The organism is Micromonospora sp. NPDC007230 (genome assembly GCF_042869115.1).
Lineage (GTDB): Bacteria > Actinomycetota > Actinomycetes > Mycobacteriales > Micromonosporaceae > Micromonospora.
Map to the genome: position 1 here is coordinate 119,437 of NZ_JBIAFE010000002.1, position 21,023 is coordinate 140,459.

A 21,023-nucleotide genomic window follows, 5' to 3' on the forward strand; every position below is an offset into this window, starting at 1 on the left:
GCACATCGTCAACGATCAACCACTAGAAGATCGGCAGAACAGCCCTAGCTGCGCCCCGGGCGGGGTGGGGCGGTCGAGCCGCGGACGGCGAGCTCGACCGGCACTCTGGTCGCCGTCGTCGACGGTCCGGTGCCCTCGGTGGCGAGCCGCTGCCAGGCCAGCCGGCCGACGGTCCGCTTGGGTACGGCTACCGTGGTGAGCCCGGGCGGGGTGAGGGCGCTGAGCGGGATGTCGTCGAAACCGGTCACTGAGACATCGTCCGGCACCGTGACGCCGAGTTCGGTGAGCCGGCTCAGGACGCCCAGCGCGACGTAGTCGTTGAATGCGACGATCGCGGTCGGCTTGTGCCCGAGTGCTTCCTCGGCCATGCGGTGTCCGTCCGGGGCGGTCGAGCCGCATGGGATCTGCACGACGTCGAGTCCCCGGCCGGCGGCGGTGCGCAGGGCGCGCCGGCGCTGCCCGTCGGACCAGGCGTGGGGCGGGCCCTGCAGGTAGACGAGACGGCGGTGTCCGAGCGATGCGAGGTGGGCGCACAGCTGTGTCATTCCTTGGTGGTAGTCCACCAGCACGGCCGCCACCGACGGGTGTCGTACCAGGCGGTTGACCAGGACGAGGGCCGGGAGCTTGGTGGCCAGCTCTCGGAGTCGGGGTGTGCTCATCCGGGGTGAGCACAGCATCACGCCGTCCACCCACCGGCCCAGCTCGGTGGCGGCCCGGTATTCGACCTCGGGATCCTCGTCGGTGTCGGCGACGAGGGTGCGCCAGCCGCGCTCGGCGGCCGCCGGCGTCGCGCCCTTGAGCACCTCGGCGAAGTAGGGATTCGCGAGGTCCGGGACGACGACGCCGACGGTGTGCGAGCGCCCGCTGAGCAACACCTGCGCCGCAGGGTTGGGCCGGTAGTCCAGGTGCGCTGCGGCGTCGCGTACCCGTTGGGCCAGGTCGGCCGAGACCGGCTTGGCGCCGGTCAGCACCCGGGAGACGGTCGCGGTGGACACCTGCGCGAGTCGGGCCACGTCGTGGATGGTCGACCGGGTCGGTGAGCTGCGGGGCGTTCGCTGCACCGCCACATTTGACCATGCGGCCCCCGGTGCTCCGGACACTCAGGCCGACGCGAGCACGAGCGGTTGCCCGTTCTCGACGACGTTGCGTAGCACGAGGTTGTCGACGTACTCCACGACGCCCGGCTTCCCCGTGGTGCCGAAGTCCACGTTCGTGAGGGTCACGTTGGTGATGTGGTCGTCGGCGTAGCCGCGAAGGTTGAGAGCGCGCCCGGCCTGGCCGACGGTCAGGTCCCGGACGTCGATGTTGCGCACCACCGGGTTGAACCCGTAGCCGGGACCCTCCTCGTAGAAGAAGTTGACGTCGATGACGGCGCCGGCGACCTCGCCGATGCGGATGTCGCGGGCGTAGACGTCGGTGATGAACCCGCCGCGGACGGAGTTCGTCTTGAACCGCAGGGCGATGTCCAGGTTGGGGCTGGACATCTCACAGTTGCGGGCGAAGACGTTGCGCACCCCGCCGGACATCTCGCTGCCGATGGTCACCCCGCCGTGGCCGTCGCGCATCAGGCAGTCCTCGATGAGGATGTCCTCGCTCGGGACGTTGACCCGGCGCCCGTCGGCGTTTCGCCCGGCCTTGATCGCGATGCAGTCGTCACCCGTGTCGAAGGTGCAGCCGCGGATGACGACCATGCGGCTGGACTCGGGGTCGCAGCCGTCGTTGTTCGGGCCGTGGGAGTTGACGGTGACGTTCTGCACCAGCACGTTCTCGGACAGGGTCGGGTGGATCTCCCACATCGGGGAGCGGACGATCGTGACCCCCTCGATGAGCACGTTGCGGCAACGGTAGGGCTCGATGAAGGACGAGCGCAGACAGTCGCCCTCGCCGAACACCCGCTGCTCGACCGGCACGCCCTGCTCGGCCATGGCGAACAGCCGGGCCCGGGCGGCGTCCTGCTTCGGGTCGCCCTTCTTCCAGCCGTACTCGGCCTTGCCCTTCCACGGCCACCAGTGCTGGTTGTCCGCCTGGCCGTCGAGCACACCGGCGCCGGTGATCCCGATGTTCTCCTGCTCGAAGGCGTAGATCAGCGGCGAGTAGTTGTAAAGCTCGACGCCCTCGAACCGGGTCAGCACGGCCGGCAGGTAGTCGGCGGGGCGTTGGCTGAACAGCACCACCGCCTCGGCGGTGACGTGCAGGTCGACGTTGCTGAGCAGGTGGATCGGCCCGGTGAGGAACCGGCCGGCCGGAACCAGCACGTGCCCTCCCCCGGCGGTGTGACAGGCGGCGATCGCCTGCCTGACCGCCTGCGTGCAGTCGGTGGCGCCGTCGCCGACGGCACCGTACTGCCGGATGTCGAACCAACGGTTGGGGAAGTGCGGGCGGTGCACCTTCGCGCTGATGTACTCGGCGCGAGCCCAGGGGTTGCCGGGAGGCGTGGGATCGGCGCTTGCCCGGCCGGCGACCAGCGGCGCGAAGGCTGCGGCGGAGGCGGTCACCCCGGCCCATCGGAGGAAGTCACGTCTGCTGTGTTCGGTCGTCATGAAAGCTCTCCTGGTCTGGCCGGAACGGGTAGGTAAAGCTTTTCCTACCGGCCAAACGCATCGGCGTCAACGGATTGGCGGAGGGTGGCTATCGCCGGCCATTGGACGCCGGGCGAGGCTCCGTCCAACGGCAGGTCACGGGAAGTCGTCGGGCTTGGTGTCGGGCAGCGCGGCGAGCAGTTGGGCGGCCAGCCGCCGTACGGTGCTGTCGTCCTCCTGGTGGGCGAGCCGGACGAGGACCTCCCGGGTCCGGCTGTCCCCCCGGTAGTGACGGGTCAACGCGAGCAGCGCGGTGCGGCGGATCTCCCAGTCGTCGTCGTCGGCCAGCCGCAGCAGCAGTTCCCGTACCCCCATCCGGTCGGCCAGCGTGGCTCCCAGCTGTTCCACGGCGCGGCGCCGGACCTCCAGGTCCGGGTCGTCGCGGACCAGCCCCACCAGCAGTACCCGAACCTCCGGATCGGCCCCGAAGTGCTCGCCGAGCGCGGCGGCGATGCGGGCGCGGATCGCCGGGTCCTGGTCGGCCAGGCGGCGCATCAGCCGCAGCGTCACCGCCATGGACGCCGAGCCCCGTTCGGTCAGGCAGCGTACCGCCGCGTCGAACACGGCCGGGTCGGTGTCCGATTCGACGCATTCCAGCAGCACGTCGGTCACCACGTCGGGGCTGCCGTACGCGCACAGGGCCTGCACGGCGGCCAGTCGGATGCCGGCGTAGCTGTCTCGGCGGGCCCGCCGGCACAGCGTCTCCAGCAGGCTGTCGGCCTGGCCGTGGCGGGCGAGTGCCTGTGCGGCGGCGCGCAGCACGTTCGGGTCGGGGTCGCGGCTGACCTGCTCGGCGAGGCATTCGCGCACCTCGGGGTCCGGTGGCTCGCCGAGGTGGGTCAGGCTGCGGGTGACCCGCAGCCGGACGATGGGGTCCCGCTCCTGGGAGGCCCGGCTGATGAGCAGGTCGCGGGTGGCGTGGCCGAGCAGCGGCCGGCCGGTGAGCAGGTCGACCGCGGCGAGCCGGACGCTCGCGGTCGGGTCCCGGCGGGCTCGTTCCAGCAGCAGTTCCCCGGTGCGGTGGTCGGGGTAGGCCTCGGCCAGGGCACGCACCGCGGCGAGGCGCACGGTCGCGTCGTCGTCGGCGCGCGCGGCGTACGCCGCTACGGTCCATCCGGAGTCGTCCGCGCGGTCCTGGTCGAGCAGTGCGGTCACCGCTGCGGCCCGCACGGACGCGTCCTCGTCCTGCTCGATCTGGTCGACCAGCCGGGCTCGGCAGCGCCCCTCCGGATCGGGTACGAGCGCCAGCCGCTGCACGGCGACCGCGCGCAGCCGCGCGGAGGTGGCTGAGCAGGCCAGCTTCAGCAGCAGTTCGGTGCCGTCGGGGCTGGGCCCGTCCGGCAGCAGTTCGGTCACCAGGCCGCGCCGCACCTCGTCCGGGGCGTCGCCGGTGACCCGCTCCAGCGCCCGTGTGCGGGCCGTGTCGGCGTGCTCGGGCAGTGCCAGCAGGCCTTCCAGCGCGCACTGGACCACTGCGGGGTCGGTGTCGGTGTCCAGTAGTCGCTGCAGCGTCTCGGGTACGTCGGGCAGGTCGGCGCAGCGGGCGGCGAGGACTCCCACGGCGGCGCGCCGCACGGCGGTGGCGGGGTCTTGGGTGGCCCTCGCCAGCACCTGGCGGACGTCCTGGGACAGCTCGGCCCGGCCGCCGAGGGACTGCACGGCGAGCGCGCGTACCGCGGGGTCGGGTGATTCGGTGAGGTCGCGCAGCACGTCGATGAGCTCGGGGTCGGCGCTGAAGTGTGCGACCAGGGCCCGGACGGCGGCCTGCCGTACCGCGGTCGACACTTCCGCCTGTGCCTGGGCGAGGAGCAGGTCCCGGCACCGGCGGCGGCTGGGGCTGGTGGTGTCCAGCCGGCCGGCGGCCTCGGCCAGCCCGGCGACCATGGTGAGGTGGGCCTGCCGTTCGCGGCCCTGCCCGAGTTCCCGGACCAGCAGCTCCTCCAGCTGTTCCTCGGCGGTGGACAGCACCGCGGCGATGCGGGTCGCGAACGCGGAGCCGGAGCGCCAGCTGGTGCGCACTCCGCGGCGGCGGTACCAGTGCAGGAAGGCAGCCCGGCCCGGCCAGTGCCGGCCGAGCGCCCGGATGGAGGACAGCAGTTCCTGTTCGGTGAGTTCCACCAGGTTGGGGTCGTCGGCGGAGATGCCGTGTTCGACCAGGAGCACGATCTGGCCCAGCACGGCGTCGCCCGCGCCGGCCAGCTCGGCCGGCTGCGGCGCTTCCGCCACGCACTGCGCGGCCAGCACCAGGTTCCATGGTGGGCCGGTGAGGTTCAGCGGCGGCCAGGGTTGGTTGACCTCGGTGGCGAGGAGGGTGACCAGGTCGTTGGCGGTCGGGGCGGGCAGCGCGCTGGCGACCAGCCGGAGCACCTCCCGCCAGGACGGGTCGGCCCAGTGCTCGCGGAACAGCGCGCGCAGCTGGTCGAGGCCCCAGGCGTCCGGATCGTGCTCGAACCTGTCCACGATCTCCTCGGCACAGAAGAACTCCAGGAACGTGCGGTGCACGAACCCGAACAGTCGCAGGCCGTACCGTTCCAGGATGAAGCTTCGCTGGCGCAACTTGTCGATCATTGAGTAGGCCATGGCGAGCGCCCGCTCGTTCTCGAATCCGTAGAAGTCGACCAGGTGGTCCCGGAAGATGCGCGCCAGCTCGTCGGATTCGATGTAGTTTCCCGCCGGACCGGACTCCCGGAACTGCATCCGGAACGCCAGGTGGCGCAGCAGCCTCCGCTTCGCCTGCGGGTCCAGCGGCGGCACGTCGCCGTGGCTTTCCCGCAGTTGTTTGGTCACGTCCCACTCGGAGATCAGCACGTCGGTGACGTGGGCGTAGAGGCGGCGCCGGTTGCGTGGCAGTGGGTGGCCTCGGCCGACGATGGCCATGAGCATCAGCAGCAGCGGGTTGCCGGCGATCTCGTGCATGGCCCGGGATCTGCGCACCACGTCGAGGATCTGCCGCCGCTGCCGGTCCGCCTCGGCCGGCGGGGTGGGCATGACGTAGCGGTACCAGTTGCCGAGGAACCGGGCGATCCGTTCGTCGTCGAGGTCCTCGAGGGTGAAGTGGTCGAAGCCGGCGTTGGCGAAGGTGTGTCGCAGGTAGCCTGCTGCCCGCGAGGTGACCACCGTCCGGACACCGGGGTATTCGTTGGCGAACGTGGCGATCTGTGCGGCGACCTCCTCCCGCTGGGCGGGGTCGAACACCTCGTCGAGGCCGTCGAACAGGAACAGTGCCTGGCCGCCCTGGCGCAGGTACGACTCCAGCACGTCCTGGTCGATTCCGGCGAGGCCCTGCTGGTGGCGGTGGCCGACGTAGTCGAGCAGGCCGTCGCACCGGCCGTCCCCGCAGTGCACGGCGTACGAGCGCAGCTCGATCAGGACTGGCAGGTAGCGGTCCAGCGCGGCCAGTCGGGGCTCGACGCAGGCGCCGGCCAGGGCCAGCGCCAGATAGCGTGCGGTCGCTGACTTGCCGGAGCCGGGGTCGCCGAGCAGCACGATGGCCCGTCGGCTCGGATCGCACACCACGTCGAACAGGGCGAGCGCGTCCTTGGCCGCGTACTCCTCCCAGAGCCGCTCCACTTCCTCCGGGTCCACCACGCCGGGTAGGCCGCCGGGGTCACCGTCCGGTGTGGAGCCGGCCCAGCGCCACCACGCGAGGGGCATTTCCGGCCGGGCGTCCTCGTGTACCCGGGGTTCCACGAACACCTTCGGCAGGCCGACCGTGAGGTATCCGATGGTGGGTCGTGGCGACACCCCGTCCAGGGGGACCGCCTGGTAGCGCAGCGCCAGCTGCTTGTAGTAGTGGTTGCGTACGGCGTCTGGCAGGTGGGTGTCGGGGTCGGCGGGTTCGCGGGCCGGGGAGCGGCCGCTGCGCACGTCGGCCAGCGCCACGGTGACCTTGGCGGACAGGTCGTCCACACTGGAGAAGAAGGCGCACAGGTGGCGTTCCTTGAGTTCCCGGCGCAGCGCGACGACCTGCTGCCAGTCGGCGTCCCGGTCGATCATGTCCACCGGCCACGGCGTGTCCTCGGCGAGCAGGAAGATCAGGCAGGGTTTCCCGGCCGCGAGGGCCTCACGGTATTCCAGTTCGGTGATGGAGGATTCCTGGCCGGGCGGCCGGAACCCGTACCGCCAGGCGAACAGCCCCACGTAGAGGTCGCAGCGGCGTACGTCGGCCAGGCAGCGTTCCAGGGGTGGCCTGATGTCGGCGCCGTACGCCTCCATGGCCACGTCCTCGATCTCGAGGCGACGTGCCACGGCGTGCACGGCAGCGCGATATTCCAGCAGGTCCTTTTGGGTGGCCGAAATGTAAACCTTCATGAACGGCAAACTCCAGGGGGTAGCTGGGGACCGCACCATTGAAAATATCAGCCGACGTCACATCCCTCCGACCCGCGAACGCCCGGCAACCCCCGCCACACATGGGATTCCCGCCAACGGGGGGCCTATGATGTCCACTGGACAGATACGGGCCCGGAACGGGCGGAATCCCGTGCCCACGGGTGTTTCGGCATTTCCCGCACGGGTCCGTGTCGGTGCGGGTCACGGCGGCGTACGTCAATCACCATGGGACCGCATTCCGCGGGCGACCGCGGATCGGTGGCGGCGATGCGGAGGAAGCCATGCTCACGGTGGGTGAGGTGCACACCAGCCTGCTGCAGCACAGCACTGCGCTGGCACAGGAGCAGAGCGCCGAGGTGCTCAGCCTGGTCGAGGGCGAGGCCGTGCTGACATCGCGGCGCCCGTCGCTCTACGCGGTGTCGCCCGACGTGCGCACCGGCGTGGACTGTTGGCTGCCCAGCGCCAAGAAGCGCCAGCTACGCGGCGTGGGCGCGGTGGTCACCCGGGCCATCATCACCGGCGGCCGGATCGGCCAGGCGTCCTCGGTCATCCAGGTGGTCCCCGGGGAGCGCCGCCAACCGTGGTCGCACTACCTGGCCAGTCCCGGCGTGCTGGAGACGGTCGGGAAGCTGGACGCCGCGGACCTGGCGGCGGGCTTCCTGCACGGCAACGCCGCCGACGTGTTGAACCTGGAGGCGATCACCGGCCGGGTGCTCGACGGCGTGCAGATGTCCGACCTGCTGGACCGGCGCCCGCCGTTGCGCGCGGCGCGCACCCGGCTGCGCTGGACCGCGCGGATCGCCGAGCGACCGGACCAGGTCTCCTCGGCGGTGGTCACCGTGGACTCCCCCACGCTGCGCACGGTCGAACTCGTGGTCGGCCCGCAGGACGTGCCGGCCGCCGTGGCCGGCCTCTGCGAGGATCTGGCCCTGCACGACTGGCTGCTCACCATGCTGTCCGCCGTCGTGGAGGCCGCGGTGACCCGATCGGTCTCCGGGCAGGAGCACATCGAGCGGCTGCGGCCGGTGCTGGAGCACCTGCTGCACCTGTGGCTGCCCGGCGCGCGGGTGGACCCGCGGCTACGGCCGATCTGGGACCGGCTGGAGCAGGTACCCGGGTTCAGCCGGCAGTGGAAGTCGTCGGTCAACTGGATCCGGGATCAGATCAGCGTGAGCAACCAGGCCCTGCTGCGCGACCTGGCCGGCCGGGTGGCGGTCAACCAGCCGTGCCCACGCTGACCACGTTCACTCGCCGATGAACACGTAGCTCAACCGGTCGACCAGCTCGCTGGGCAGCTGCAGGCCCTCCCCGCCGGCCCGCTTGGCGACCTGCCGGGCGACCGGCGGGGGCACCGCGACCTGACCGAGGATGGTCCGCACGGCCAGCTCCACCGGCAGGTACCGGGTGTCCATCAGGGTCAGCGTGCGATACGCGCAGAACGGCGCGGCGACTGGGTTCAGCTGGACGACCGACGGCAGCTCGTCCCAGTCGGTGGGCAGTTCGCCGGCAAGCCGGCACGGCTGCGTGATCGTCTCACCCCGGTGCCGTAGCACGCCCAGCCGAGTCATCTGCCAGACCGAGGCGAGCAGCGCGCAGGCCCACACCCGCGTGTTCGGCTCGTCGGACCACAGCTCGACGTCGACGAAGATGGAGTGCTGGGGATCGCCGGACTGCACCGGCGGGGACCACGGCAGTGGCAGGGTCATCGCCGGCGCGTCGACATGTCCGGGCGAGCGCTTACCGTTGGACAGCCAGCCCGACTCGCTCAGCGGCGGGCGGCTCCCGGTGGTGTGCCGGGGCGGCTCCACCACCAACGTGTCGACCACCAGTTGGGCCAACTCGACCCCGTCGTGCCGGGCGAAGCAGGACTCCCGAGCCACGTAGTCCAGCGTCAGGCCGTGCTCCGCCGCGGCGCTCTGCACCTGCGGGATCACCTCGCGCGGGGTGCCGAACCGGTGGAAGTAGTCGTCCACCAGGAAGCAGGTGCTGATCCGGGGCTGCCGGTTCGGCGGCAGTCCTCGTCGGGCCAGCGCCGGGATCGCCCCCGCCCAGTCCGCGATCCGCTCGAACTTGCGCCGCAGCTCGTGGCACCCGTCGCCGAAGTCCTCCGCGTAGAAGTGCCCCAACTCCACCGACAGATGCGAGTACGCCACGCTCTCCGTACGACGCACCGCAGCCGCCTCCTGGAACCTGACATCCACGCCGATCACGCGGTCTCCCATGCCGTTTCGTCGAAGAGCTTCTCGGTCAGATCCACGAAGGCGTCCACGGTCTTGGCGTTCGCGATCTTGGTCTGCACGTCGTGGTCCGAGATGAGCTGCTCACGCCACTGCAGCAAGGGATCCAGCGGCACCGCGCCGAGCAGCGTGGTGCGCCCGACGCTCCGCCGTCGGGCCAGCTCCGACAGCTCCGCGTCGCACTTGCGCAGGAAGGCCTGCTGCGCGAGGTCGAGGTGGCCGACCTCGGGACCGCGCGAATCGATCACCGCGGTGCGGATGAACCGCAACGACTCCCGCAGCCGCTCCGGCTCGTGGCCGTATTCCTTGCCCATCGCCAGGATCCCGCCGGCCTCGAAGGCAAGGTCCGCGGCCGCCGTGACGTGCTGGGGGGTCCACCGGTGGAAGACCAGCCAACGAACGGTCACCTTCCGCAGGGTGGGGGTGGCGGTCGCCGCCAGCGCGATCTGGCTGGCGTAGGACCGGCCGGCGCTGAGGTCCACCAGAGTCAGGTCGAACTCCTCCTCCAACCGGAGGAAGAGCTCGGCGCAGCGCTTGGCGATGTCGTTGGTGAAGCCGAACTCGCTGCCGTTGCGCTGCCCGGGCAGCAGCACCAGCGGACCGGACCCGATGGGCCGCTGCCGCAGGCTGGCCCGCTCCGAGGTGCCCCACACGTCCAACTGCTCCGGCGACGGGATCTCTCCGCGCAGGTACCGGTGCAGGCCACCGCCGTTCGGCCCGGCGCCCTCCACCCCGTTGACCGCCTGCGGGATCTGGAACGTGATACCGGCCGTCGGCGAACCGAAGTCGTAGTCCAGATAGCAGGTGGGGCGGCCGGACAACGCGCTGCGGTAGGCGATGTTCGCCGCGGTCACCGAACGCCCGGTGCCGCCCTTGTGCGACGTGACGAAGACCAGCATTCAGATCCCCTCGCTGGCTTTCTGCTGCCCGGTGGTGATGTCGTTGAGCAGCAGCAGCAGGGTGTTCGCCAGAGCGGCCGCCGTGCCAGGCCGTTCGTCCACCAGCATCTGCGCCCGGCGCAGGCTGGCCCGGATGCTGCGCATGCTGCGCTGCATCGCCTCACCGGCGAACGTGCCGCGCATCAACTCCCGGTCGAACAGGTACTCGGCCTCGTCGATGAGATCCTGCGCGTACGCGGCGAGCCGGCCGGCTCGCGGGAACGGCCGCTCCCAGAGCAGCTGACCGGCGCTGACCAGCGCCTGCACCACCCGCTCGGTCAGATACCAGGAGGGTGCGTCCGGCTTCGGCGCCAGCCCGGGGAAGGCACCGCCGGCGTGGTCCCACAGCCCGCGGTGCCGGCCGTCGGGGATACGCCGCAGCAGCAGGTGCTCCCACACCTCGTCGGCAAGTTCGAGCAGCTCGCTGCGCTGCCGGGCGTTGCTCAGCAGACCGGCGACGGTCGCCGCCCGCTGCAGCAGCACCGTGGAGAACTCGTTGACGTTCCACGTCATGATCGGCTTCGACGTGTCGTCGTTCAGCGTCACCCGCTTGCCCGGCGCATGCACGATCAACGCCGGCTCGTCCGGCGAGGCGCGCCGGGTGATCCGCGACCGCTGCGCCAGCTCCACGAGCACCGCGGCGATCCGCCCGAGCTCCTCGTCGGCGCCGCGCCCACCGGCGAGCAGTCCCTTCACCGCCAGCGACGTGGCCTGCAGGGTGTAGTAGTCGGTGCGGTCACCGTCAGTCGTCCGCCACGGGATGTCCTCGATGGGCCACCGCCGCCGGTTGCCGAAGGTCGCCACCGTCGCCCAGTAGGTGCGGGTCAGCTCCCAGCGCAGTTGCAGTGCCCGGGACAGCCGCTGCTGCTCCTCGTTGAGCAACCCGAGCAGGCGGGTGCGCTCGGAGTTCAGGTCTTCGATGGCGTCCATCGCGATGACCGTGAAGTAGAGGTAGGGAGCGTTCTCCGCCGAGCCCTCGCGCTGCTGGCCGATCGGTTCGGTGGTCGGGACCTCCTCGGCGCCGGCGATGGTCCCCCACGACCAACCGCACTCGAACAGCATCTCGCTGTTGTCCAGGTCCTCGGTCACCCGACCTGACCCGATCACCACGCTGCGCAGGCTGGCCATGGTGTCCCGCAGCTGTTCGCGCAGCGCCGCCACGAGCTCGCGGCGGGGCAGCTCGTCCTGGTTGACCATGTCGCACAGCCGGACGCCGTACTCGTCGGTGGCGGTGAAGACGAAGGTACTGAAGCTGCGCAGCAGCCCCACCATGGCCGCCGTGAGGCGCGCGCTGGCCATCGCCTCGAGGTTGTCCAGTTGCGCCAGCAGGTCGCGCCGCTGGGTGGCGCCACGGTAGACCTTTACGAAACCGATCGTCGCCAGGGTGAGCGTGACGGACACCGCGAACGAGTCGACGATGTCCTGGGAGCGCTGCTCATCGGTGAGGTCCGGGCCACCCTCCAACGGGTTGAGGTAGCTACCACCGTCGAACAGCGGGGTCCCGGTGTCGTCGGTGTACCGGGTGTAGTAGTCGATCATCACGCCGACCAGGCGACGGGGAATCTCGATCGCACCGCCGATCGGACCCAGTGCCTCGATGACCTCCTCGTCGGTGCGGTCCGGGTCGTCCAGCGACAGGACCGGGACCTTGGCCGCCGGGAGCAGCAGGGTCAGCAGTTGCTCGGCGTCGCTGATGGAGTTGCTGCCGCTGCGGCCACCCCAGTGCCATTCACCGTCCTGCCAGCAACTGCGTACCGTGGCCCGCCAGATGTCGAGGATCTCCTGGCGCGGCTGTATCCGCATGATCCACCGCCGTCTGCTGTAGTCGTCGACTCGAAACTGCTGGTGTTGCCGTGCGCACGAAGATCCACGATGGTGTGTGCCACCACATCGTATCGGTCGCGTCGAGTACCGCTAGAGCGGCTTCGATGGCCGCGTGTCGGCGACGGCAACCGGTCGTCCAGGTGCGACTCGCGCCCCGATCTTCGGCGGAAACAGTCCACGACAAGATGTGAGTCCACTTTCGGCGCCATCCCCGTTGGACGCGGGATGAAAGCGAGCCAGCTTCATCGTGGGAAGTGGCCCTGAACGGCGCAACGCAGCGCATCGACCCCAGCCGCACGGGACCGCCACGATGACGCCGCCGTGGACGTGGATCAAGCCCTCGGCCAGCCGGGTTCAGTGCCCGTTCTTCTGGGCTGCCGCAGCTCGTGACCGCTGCCGGCGCGGGCGTTCCTCCCGACCGGCCCAGCTGCCGCGCACGTGGCCGATGTGCGCCTTGATCAGCCGCTCGAGGCCACGCCGGTCGTTCGCGGCGATGAGATCGAGCATCTGGAGGTGTTCCGCGGCCGAGGAGGCCAACTCGCCGTTGGCGGCGAGCCGGGTGAGGCCGTACAGCCTCGTCCGGGAGCGCAACTCGCCGACGAGCGAGACCAGGTTCGCGTTGCCCGCCAGTGCGAGCAGCTCCAGGTGGAACACCCGATCCTGCTCGATGTACGCGATCAGATCTTTCTCCTGCGCCGCCTCGACGATACGTTGCGCGATCGGCCGCAGGCGGGCCAGGTCATCGGCGCCTGCGACGCCAGCCGCCCGGATGGTCATCGGAACCTCGAGAAGCTGTCGGATCTCAGTGATGTTGTCCAGTTCCTCGTCGGAGAGTTCGGTCGGCCGGAAACCCTTGTTCGGCACCGTCTCGACCAGGCCCTCCTTGACCAGGTCCAGCATCGCCTCCCGCACCGGCGTGGGCGACACGCCGAACTGCGCGGCGAGGGCGGGCGCGGAGTAGATCTCCCCGGGGCGCATTTCACCGGCCACGAGGGCCGCACGCAGGGCGTGGGCGACCTGGCCCCGCACGCTGCGCCGCGCCTCGAGCATCGGCAAATGTAACGACTGCGCCATTACTGCACCCCCTCCGCTTGGAGGATAGTTGGACCGGATCCACCGCCTCGCACCACCCGGATCGTGTCGCATCCCCAGGTCGGTACGACCGCCTTGGGGACCGGGTGCAGCGCAGTGTAGAACCCCGGCGCGGCCCGGCCCTGCTCCCGGTGGCCGATGCGGGAACCCCGCTGTCCACCGAGCGGGAGGACGTGGTTCGGCATGCCCCCGGTGTGCGAGCAGATCGCGTGGAACAGCCGCTTGCCGCGCACGTGTCTACCGCCCTTCCACTACCGGCACCCGGCGGCGGTCGCCTTCTCGGTGGCCTCCCGCACGGCGCGCTCCTGCTCGGCGGTGAGCGGAACCCGCGGCGGCCGACACGGCCCGCCATACCGCCCGACGACGTCCATCGACAGCTTGATCGCCTGGACGAACTCCGTCTTCGAATCCCAGCGCAGCAGCTGATGCAGCATCCGATAGAGCGGCAGGGCGGTGGCCAGGTCACCGTTGGCGGCGGCATTGAACAGCTGCACACTCGCCCGCGGCAGCGCGTTGACGTAGCCCGCGACCCAGCCCCGCGCTCCGGCGAGGCACATTTCCAATGCCACGTCGTCAGCGCCGACCAACACGTCGAGGTCCGGGGCCAGCTCGGCGATCTCGTAGCTGCGCCGGACGTCGCCGGAGAACTCCTTGACGCCCACGATCAGTCCCTCGCCGCACAGCTGGGCGAGCAGGGCCGGGGTGAGATTGACCTTGGTGTCGATCGGATTGTTGTACGCCACCACAGGTATGCCGACCTTCGCCACCTCGCGGTAGTGCTCGACAACGGCCCGCTCGTCGGCCCGGTAGGCGTTCGGGGGCAGCAGCATGACCGCCGCACAACCGGCCTCAGCGGCGTCCTCGGCCCATCTCCGCGCCTCCAACGCACCGTACGCGGCGATGCCGGGCATCACGGTGAAGCCGTCCGGAGCGGTGTCGACCGCCGTACGCACCACGGCGCGTCGCTCCTGCTCGGTCAACGTCTGGTACTCCCCCAGCGACCCGTTCGGGGTCACGCCGTCGCAGCCCTCGGCGGCCAGCCACCGGACGTGCTCCGCGAACCGATCGAGATCGACCTGCAGCCGGTCGTCGAAGGGCAGCGCCGTGGCGACCAGCACCCCGTGCCATGGCTTCAATCGCGCGTGCATCCCGTACTCCCTGTCTTGTGTCGCATCCGTCCGGCCGAACCCGACCTGAATCCCGTCGCCGTCGTTGAAGGCACCACCACGACGGAGGGGCGTACAATGTCACAGTACAACAGCGCAAAGGAAAGACTCCAGCCGTAACGTCGCATAAGGTGCACCCGCCCGACCACCTCCCCGCACCCGGCGGCGTGATGGCACGCCGCTGCGCCGGCGGAGCACTGGCAGTCGCCTCGTGATCAGACCCGGCCGCCGCACGACCATCGCCGCCACCGCGACCTGGTCGTCATCAGGAGCGCGAATCGCAGACACGCCTACGCCTGTGACGCCACCCGAACCGGTTTGCCGGACCGGGCCTGGACCGAGGACCCGATCACCGGCGAACCTCATCACCGAGCCCGGCTTCTACGGCTGGCCCCTGTGCATCGGGGGCCAACCGGAGCCGGCAGCGAGAACCTCCTCGTCTCCGACCCAGGGGTCCGGCCCGGAACGACCTCACGCTGCTGTCCGATCAGCAGCGACGCGTCCTGGCCGACCAGGCGCTCGACGACACGGGCGTTCGGCCGGGTGGTGGACGACCACGCGCGCCGGACGCCCACGACCATGGCGCCGGTTCGCGTACGCCTGGCCCAAACGTCGCGCCGGCACCTCACCGTTGGCGGTGCGGCTCCCCGACGGCGTCGAGCCGTACCAGCACGGCCTGCTCGGGTGCCAGCAGTGGTGGCGGCAGCCCCAGCACCCCGAGCACCCGACCGCCCACGTCGACCGAACCCGATTCGAACCAGGCAGGGTCGGATCGGCCAGCCGTGGCGGGCGGTCCGATCTGATCGAGGAGGGTGACCCGGTACGAGCGGTCCGGATCAAGGCCCGGCATCCGCCAGGGGGCGGGCACGGCGTCCACGGACGTGGCCAGCTGTACGTAGGCGAACACCGCGGCCGAGCGGTCCGCCGACACCACCCCGTGCACCCAGGCCGACGGGTCCGGGTGGTCGACGCGGACGACGGCTCCCCCGTGCAGCAGCGGGCGGAGCCCTCGATAGGTGGCGATCGCCCGGCGCAACTGCCGTCGCTCCTCGTCGGTGGCGGTGGAGACGTCCCATTCCAGGCCGAGATGGCCGAAGATCGCGGTCGCCAGGCGGAAGGACAGGTCGTGGGTACGCGAGGTGGTGTGTGAACGCGACGGCCCGACGTGCGAACCGATCAGTTCCGGGGGCAGGAACAGCCCCGTCCAACGCTGGATCGCCTGGCGCTCCAGCGCGTCGTTGCAGTCGCTCGCCCACACCCGGTCGGTGTACTCCAGCATCTGCAGGTCGATCCGTGCCCCGCCCGAGGAGCAACTCTCTATCTCCACCCCGGGGTGTCGCCGGCGCAACTCGGCGAGCAACCGATACACGGCGAGCGTCTGGTCGTGTACCGACGCCAGGCCGTCCTGGCCGGCGTCGACCAGGTCACGGTTGTGATCCCATTTGAGATACCTGATGTTGTGGTCCCGCAACAAGCTGTCGAGCCGGTCGAGGATGTACCGGTACGCCGCCGGATGCGCCAGGTTGAGGACCTGCTGTCGGCGGATCGTGACCGGCAGCACGCCCGGCGCCGGGCCGAGGACCCAGTCCGGGTGCGACCGGAACAGGTCGGAGTCCGGGTTGATCATCTCCGGTTCGACCCACAGCCCGAACTCCATGCCCAACGCCTCGACGTGGTCGATCAACGGCCCCAGGCCGTCGGGCCAGACGTCCGGATCGACGAACCAGTCCCCCAGGCCGGCGCTGCTGTGCCGGCGCCCGGCGAACCAGCCGTCGTCGAGGACGAACCGTTCCACGCCGACGTCGGCGGCCGCCTCCGCCAGCGCACGCAGCCGGGCGTGGTCATGATCGAAGTAGACGGCCTCCCACGTGTTCAGCACTACCGGCCGCGGCCGGTCCGGCACCGGGTGCTGCGGCCGCGACCGTAGCCACCGATGAAACACCGCGCTCAGGCCGTCGAGACCGGCGGGGCTGTAGGCGGCGTAGATCCAGGGTGACCGGTACGCCTCCCCCGCGGCCAGGATCACCTCGCCGCTGAGCAGCAACTCACCGCCGCCGAGCGTGGACCGGCCGTCGGGCAGACGCTGTGCGTAGGTGAGATGGTTGCCGCTCCACGCGACATGGATCCCCCACACCTCGCCGCTGCGGAACCCGAAGCCTCGGGTGCCGGCCACCAGGCCGATGGTCGCGTCATGGCCGGTACGGCCGTGTCGGCTCTCCCGAACCCACGCGCCCCGGTCGAACGCCCGACGCTGCGGGTGGCGTTCGCGTGCCCACCGGCCGGTGAAGTCGAGCAGCTCGTCGGCGTGCGGCGGCACCGGAAGGGCAACCTCCAGCCCCTCCAACACGTACGCCGTGGCGCCGCGGTTGGTCAGCTCGTGACGCACCCGCACCAACCCCGACGGCCCCAGCTCCACCTCGGTCACGAGCTCCAGGTCGGCGCGGTGATCGACTGCGGTGAACCGGCTCGTACCGGCGGTGACCGCGACGTCGGTCAGTGCGAAGGCCGACGACCAGCATGTTCCCGTGCGGTGCCCGCGCAGACCGGGGCGACCCATGTGTCCGGTGGCCGCCTCGGGCAGCATCGCCAGCGGCACCACCGGGTCGGGCGAGTTCACCGGCAGTGCCTCGCCGAAACCGAGACCGACGCTGCGCGCGTCCGCCTCGCTCAGCTCCGGACCCCAGTACCGCAGCACCGGCAGCCCCGGTCCGCTGGCGTCGATGACGATGCTGACGGCGCCGCCGCGCAGGTGCACGACCTCCGGCTTGAGGTCACCGCCCATGGGACTGCCGGCCAGTCAGGAGCTCCGCGGTTCGCGCTGCAGCGGGCTGCGGCTGTCTCGGTGCCGCCGCCCCGGACCTCGGCGTGGCGGTCGCCGCCGGCTGGATCCGGCCGGCCTCGATCTCCTTCGCGTAGTGGCAGGCAACCTGATGCCCCGGCGCGACCGTGTGCAGGGCCGGCCGCTCGTCGGCGCAGCGAGTGGGCTGGCGCCACGGGCAGCGGGTGTGAAATCGGCATCCGGCGGGCGGATTGGCCGGCGACGGCAGGTCGCCCCGCAGCAGGATCCGGTTGCGGGCGACTTCGACCGCTGGGTCCGGCACCGGAACCGCGCCCATGAGGGCCTTGGTGTAGGGGTGCGTCGGCTTCCGGTAGAGCGCCTCGGACGGCGCCTGCTCGATGATCGATCCCAGGTACATCACCGCCACCGTGTCACTGATGTGCCTGACCACGGCGAGGTCGTGGGCGATGACCAGATAGGTCAGCGAAAACGTCTCCTGCAGTTGCTTGAGCAGGTTGATCACCTGTGCCTGGACGGATACGTCCAGCGCGGACACCGGCTCGTCGGCGACGACCAGCTTGGGGTTCAGCACCAGGGCCCGGGCGATCCCGATCCGCTGGCGCTGACCGCCGGAGAACTCGTGCGGGTAGCGGTTGAGTGCGGTCGCCGGCAGTCCCACCACGTCCAGCAGGTGCCGGATGCGCCGCGCGTGTTCCGCCGATCCGCCTGGGATCTTGTGGGCGCGCAGCGGCTCGGTGAGCAGTGACTCCACGCTCTGCCGAGGGTCCAGACTGGCCATCGGATCCTGGAAGACCAGCTGGAAGTTCCGCCGTGACGAGCGCAGCCGCCGTTCGCTGAGCCCGAGGAGGTCCTCGCCGTCGAGGGTGACGGTGCCGCTGGTCGGTTCGATGAGCCGGGTGACGGCGCGTGCGAGTGTGGACTTGCCGCAGCCGGACTCTCCCACCAGGCCGAACGTGGTCCCGGCCGCTACGTCCAGGTCCACGCCGTCCACGGCCTTCACGGAGCCGTGCTGGCGGCGGAAAAGTGTTCCGCCGCGGATCGGAAAGTGGACCTTGAGATCGCGTACCTGAAGCAGGCTCATTCGGCGCCCCCCTCGTGGCGTCCCGCAGCGGCGGGGTGTGCCGCCGGCTGCAGCGGGCGTGGACAGCGGACCTCGCGCGGCGGGAAGAGGCTGAGCTCCTGCACCGGCGGTGCCGCGCCCAGACACGCGTCGACGGCGTGGTCGCAGCGGGGTTGGAACGCGCAACCGCGATCCCACGGCACGACGTCCCGCACCGAGCCGCGGATGGTGTGCAACAGGCCGCCCCGCTCGCCGTCCATCCGGGGTATCGAGCGCAGCAGACCGTCGGTGTACGGGTGGGCGGGCTGCCCGAACAGGCCGCCGGCCGGGGCGGATTCCACGATCCGACCGGAGTACATCACGTGCACCCGCTCGCACAGTCCGGCCACGACCCCCAGGTCATGCGTGATCATCACCAGCGCCGAGCCGCTCTCCTCGACGAGGTCGCGCAGCAGGTCAAGGATCTGCGCCTGGATGGTCACGTCGAGCGCCGTGGTGGGCTCGTCGGCGATGAGCAGCCGGGGTCGGCAGGCGATCGCCATAGCGATCATGACCCGCTGCCGCATCCCGCCGGACAGTTGGTGTGGGTACTCCCGAAGCCGGCGAGCCGGGTCCGGGATGCCGACCCGGTCGAACAGGGCCTGGGCATCTTCTCTGGCCTCGGCGGCCGACCTGTCACCGTGCCGGACGATCACCTCGACGAGTTGCCGCCCCACGGTGACCACCGGGTTGAGCGACGTCATCGGGTCCTGGAAGATCATGGCCACGTCCCGGCCCCGGACGTCGCGCATCTGCCGGGCGGACAGGGACAGCAGGTCCTGGTCACCGAGCATGATGCTGCCGGTCACCCGCACGTTCCGCGCCGGCAGCAACCGCATGATGGCCAGTGACGTGACCGACTTGCCGGAGCCGGACTCGCCGACGATCCCCACCGACTGCCCCGCCTCGACGTCGAAGGTCACGCCGTCGACGGCCCGCACCGGCGGATGACCGGGCCGGGTGAAGGTGACCGTGAGGTCCCGTACGCGCAGGAAGCTCATCCTGTTCACCGCCGTAGCTTGGGGTCGAGTGCTTCGCGCAGCGACTCGCCGACGAGAGTGAAGCCGAGCGCGGCGAATACGATCGCCAGCCCCGGGTACAGCGCCAGTTGCGGGGCGGAGGTCAGCGCGACCTGGGCGTCGGTCAACATGCGTCCCCATTCCGGCGCCGACGGATCGCTGCCGGACAGACCGAGGAAGGCCAGGCCCGCTGCCTCGACGATGGCCAACGCGAGGGTCAGGGTGCCCTGGACGATCACCGGGGTGAACGAGTTCGGCAGCACGTGACGGAAGACGATGCCGGCCCGGGAGATACCGAGTGAGCGCGCCGCCAGCACGTAGTCGGCGGCCCGTTGCCCGAGCATCTCACCGCGCAGCAGCCGCGCGAAGATCGGCACGTTGACCACCGCGATGGCGATCATCACCGAGGTCAGGCTCTGCCCGAGCAGCGCGGCGACCGCGATGGCGAAGAGCAGGCCCGGTACGGAGAGCATGATGTCGACCAGCCGCATGACCAGCACGTCGACCCAGCCGCCGAAGGCGCCCGCGAGCAGCCCCAGGAACACCCCGACGGTGGCGCCGATCGCCAGTGACACCACGCCGATCAGCAGCGACTGCCGAGCCCCGTGGACGAGCCGGGAGAAGACGTCCCGGCCCAGCGGGTCGATGCCCAGCCAGTGCTCGGCCGAGGGCCCGGGGTATGCGCCGGGCCGGACCTGGGACAGCCACGAGTTGTCCTTCGGCGAGTACGGCGCGATCCACGGCGCGAAGACGGCGACCGCGACGAACACCAGGATCAGCGCGAACCCGACCATCGCCATCGGATTTCGCACCAGCCGGCGCAGGGTCTCACCGCGCAGGCCACGCGCCGGGGTCGGCTCGCCGGCCACCGCGCCCACGCCCGCCGGCCCGGCCAGATCCCCGGGGCGAGCTTGCTCCGCGACGCTCACGACACCCTCACCCGCGGATCGAGCAGTCCGTAAACAAGATCGACGATCATGTTGATGAGTACGTAACTCACGGCAATCACCAAGATGAAACCCTGAATGGTCGGGAAATCGCGTGCGACGATGCCGTCGGCCATGAACTTCCCGACGCCGGAGAAGGCGAACACCGTCTCGGTGAGGACGGCTCCGGCGAGCAGGACGCCCATCTGCAGGCCGATGACGGTGGTCACCGGCAGCATCGAGTTCCGCAGGACGTGCCGGCGGGTCACCGTGCCGGGCAGCAGGCCCTTCGCCTCGGCGGTGCGCACGTAGTCCTCGTGCAGGACATTGACCACCGAGGCGCGGGTCATCCGGACGATCACGGCGAGCGGTATCGAGGCCAACGCGATCGCTGGCAGGATCAGGTGGATCAGGGCATCCCCGCTCGCCGGCAGGTTGCCGGTGAGGATGCCGTCGAGGACGTAGAAGCCGGTGGGATGATCAGCGCTGGCGCGTGGATCCGCCCGGCCCGCCGTCGGCAGCCAGCCGAGCTGGACGGCGAAGACGAGCTTGAGCAGGTACGCCAGGAAGAAGATCGGGACGGTCACCCCGAGCAGCGAACCCGAGACCAGCACGTTGTCCAGCCAGGTCCCGTACCGGCGAGCGGCCATATAGCCCAGCGGAATGCCCACCGCGACGGCGATGACGAGCGCGGCGACGGCGAGCTCGATCGTGGCCGGGAATCGGCGTGCCATCTCCTCGATGACCGGCCGCCCGGTCTGTAGGGACGCGCCGAAGTCCAGCCGGACCGCCCGCCCGAGGAACTGGAGGTACTGTTCCCAGAGCGGGCGGTCCAGGCCGAGCTGCGCCTCGATCTGTTCGATGGCCGCCGGTGTCGCCTTCTCCCCGAGCAGGGCCTCGGCAGGCCCACCCGGGAGCGCGCGGACCCAGGCGAACAGCAGGATCGACAACCCCAGCAGGATCGGGATCAGCTGAAGCAGCCGTCGAACGACAAAGCGAAGCACGAGATCA

At 70.6% G+C, this 21,023-nt stretch carries 14 protein-coding genes; 1 reads left to right on the plus strand and 13 read right to left on the minus strand.

Annotation, left to right across the window (positions count from 1 at the left end; translation table 11 throughout):
- Nucleotides 1–44: 44 nt before the first annotated feature.
- The 3 genes from ACFYML_RS03690 to ACFYML_RS03700 all read right to left on the minus strand — a co-directional run bounded on the left by ACFYML_RS03690 (nt 45) and on the right by ACFYML_RS03700 (nt 6,890).
- Nucleotides 45–1,061: a LacI family DNA-binding transcriptional regulator gene (locus ACFYML_RS03690; protein WP_387419118.1), complete on the minus strand. Its 1,017-nt coding sequence runs from the start codon at nt 1,059–1,061 to the stop codon at nt 45–47.
- A 39-nt stretch (nt 1,062–1,100) separates the two neighbouring features.
- Nucleotides 1,101–2,540, minus strand: a complete 1,440-nt coding sequence (locus ACFYML_RS03695; RefSeq protein WP_387419119.1) for a glycosyl hydrolase family 28 protein — start codon at nt 2,538–2,540, stop codon at nt 1,101–1,103.
- Nucleotides 2,541–2,675: 135 nt separating this feature from the next.
- A complete protein-coding gene (locus tag ACFYML_RS03700) occupies nt 2,676–6,890 on the minus strand; it encodes a HEAT repeat domain-containing protein (protein WP_387419120.1) in 4,215 nt (1,404 codons plus the stop codon).
- A gap of 302 nt (nt 6,891–7,192) precedes the next feature.
- Between ACFYML_RS03700 and ACFYML_RS03705 the strand changes: the two genes are divergently transcribed.
- The gene (locus ACFYML_RS03705; protein WP_387419121.1) at nt 7,193–8,149 is read left to right on the plus strand and encodes an SCO2521 family protein; all 957 of its coding nucleotides are present in this window, start codon (nt 7,193–7,195) and stop codon (nt 8,147–8,149) included.
- A 6-nt stretch (nt 8,150–8,155) separates the two neighbouring features.
- Here ACFYML_RS03705 and ACFYML_RS03710 read toward each other — a convergent pair whose 3' ends face one another.
- From ACFYML_RS03710 to ACFYML_RS03755, 10 genes are all read right to left on the minus strand, one after another.
- Nucleotides 8,156–9,121: an SCO2522 family protein gene (locus tag ACFYML_RS03710; RefSeq protein WP_387419122.1), complete on the minus strand. Its 966-nt coding sequence runs from the start codon at nt 9,119–9,121 to the stop codon at nt 8,156–8,158.
- On the minus strand, nt 9,118–10,047 hold the full coding sequence (locus tag ACFYML_RS03715) for an SCO2523 family variant P-loop protein (RefSeq protein WP_387419123.1): 930 nt from the start codon (nt 10,045–10,047) through the stop codon (nt 9,118–9,120). Before ACFYML_RS03715 ends, ACFYML_RS03710 begins: the two co-directional genes overlap by 4 nt.
- On the minus strand, nt 10,048–11,889 hold the full coding sequence (locus tag ACFYML_RS03720; protein ID WP_387419124.1) for an SCO2524 family protein: 1,842 nt from the start codon (nt 11,887–11,889) through the stop codon (nt 10,048–10,050). It abuts the gene before it with no gap.
- Nucleotides 11,890–12,264: 375 nt separating this feature from the next.
- Nucleotides 12,265–12,960, minus strand: coding sequence for a GntR family transcriptional regulator (locus ACFYML_RS03725; protein WP_387276096.1), 696 nt, complete (start codon nt 12,958–12,960; stop codon nt 12,265–12,267).
- 293 nt (nt 12,961–13,253) lie between these two features.
- Complete coding sequence (locus ACFYML_RS03730) at nt 13,254–14,150, minus strand: dihydrodipicolinate synthase family protein (protein ID WP_387419125.1); 897 nt, start codon at nt 14,148–14,150, stop codon at nt 13,254–13,256.
- A gap of 643 nt (nt 14,151–14,793) precedes the next feature.
- A complete protein-coding gene (locus ACFYML_RS03735; RefSeq protein ID WP_387419126.1) occupies nt 14,794–16,950 on the minus strand; it encodes an alpha-galactosidase in 2,157 nt (718 codons plus the stop codon).
- Nucleotides 16,940–18,049: an ABC transporter ATP-binding protein gene (locus tag ACFYML_RS03740; protein WP_387419127.1), complete on the minus strand. Its 1,110-nt coding sequence runs from the start codon at nt 18,047–18,049 to the stop codon at nt 16,940–16,942. Before ACFYML_RS03740 ends, ACFYML_RS03735 begins: the two co-directional genes overlap by 11 nt.
- A complete protein-coding gene (locus tag ACFYML_RS03745) occupies nt 18,046–19,068 on the minus strand; it encodes an ABC transporter ATP-binding protein (protein ID WP_357442942.1) in 1,023 nt (340 codons plus the stop codon). The genes ACFYML_RS03740 and ACFYML_RS03745 overlap by 4 nt, the downstream gene beginning before the upstream one ends.
- 5 nt (nt 19,069–19,073) lie before the next feature.
- A complete protein-coding gene (locus tag ACFYML_RS03750) occupies nt 19,074–20,015 on the minus strand; it encodes an ABC transporter permease (RefSeq protein ID WP_387419128.1) in 942 nt (313 codons plus the stop codon).
- Nucleotides 20,012–21,016: an ABC transporter permease gene (locus tag ACFYML_RS03755; protein ID WP_387419129.1), complete on the minus strand. Its 1,005-nt coding sequence runs from the start codon at nt 21,014–21,016 to the stop codon at nt 20,012–20,014. The genes ACFYML_RS03750 and ACFYML_RS03755 overlap by 4 nt, the downstream gene beginning before the upstream one ends.
- Between the last annotated feature and the right edge of the window lie 7 nt (nt 21,017–21,023).

Excerpts from the sequence above, each read along its gene's own strand:
- ACFYML_RS03700 (WP_387419120.1), bottom strand. The coding sequence starts at position 6,890 with ATGAAGGTTTACATTTCGGCCACCCAAAAGGACCTGCTGGAATATCGC.
- ACFYML_RS03735 (WP_387419126.1), bottom strand. The coding sequence starts at position 16,950 with ATGGGCGGTGACCTCAAGCCGGAGGTCGTGCACCTGCGCGGCGGCGCC.
- ACFYML_RS03705 (WP_387419121.1), top strand. The coding sequence starts at position 7,193 with ATGCTCACGGTGGGTGAGGTGCACACCAGCCTGCTGCAGCACAGCACT.
- ACFYML_RS03715 (WP_387419123.1), bottom strand. The coding sequence starts at position 10,047 with ATGCTGGTCTTCGTCACGTCGCACAAGGGCGGCACCGGGCGTTCGGTG.
- ACFYML_RS03720 (WP_387419124.1), bottom strand. The coding sequence starts at position 11,889 with ATGCGGATACAGCCGCGCCAGGAGATCCTCGACATCTGGCGGGCCACG.
- ACFYML_RS03695 (WP_387419119.1), bottom strand. The coding sequence starts at position 2,540 with ATGACGACCGAACACAGCAGACGTGACTTCCTCCGATGGGCCGGGGTG.
- ACFYML_RS03745 (WP_357442942.1), bottom strand. The coding sequence starts at position 19,068 with ATGAGCTTCCTGCGCGTACGGGACCTCACGGTCACCTTCACCCGGCCC.
- ACFYML_RS03725 (WP_387276096.1), bottom strand. The coding sequence starts at position 12,960 with ATGCTCGAGGCGCGGCGCAGCGTGCGGGGCCAGGTCGCCCACGCCCTG.
- ACFYML_RS03740 (WP_387419127.1), bottom strand. The coding sequence starts at position 18,049 with ATGAGCCTGCTTCAGGTACGCGATCTCAAGGTCCACTTTCCGATCCGC.
- ACFYML_RS03730 (WP_387419125.1), bottom strand. The coding sequence starts at position 14,150 with ATGCACGCGCGATTGAAGCCATGGCACGGGGTGCTGGTCGCCACGGCG.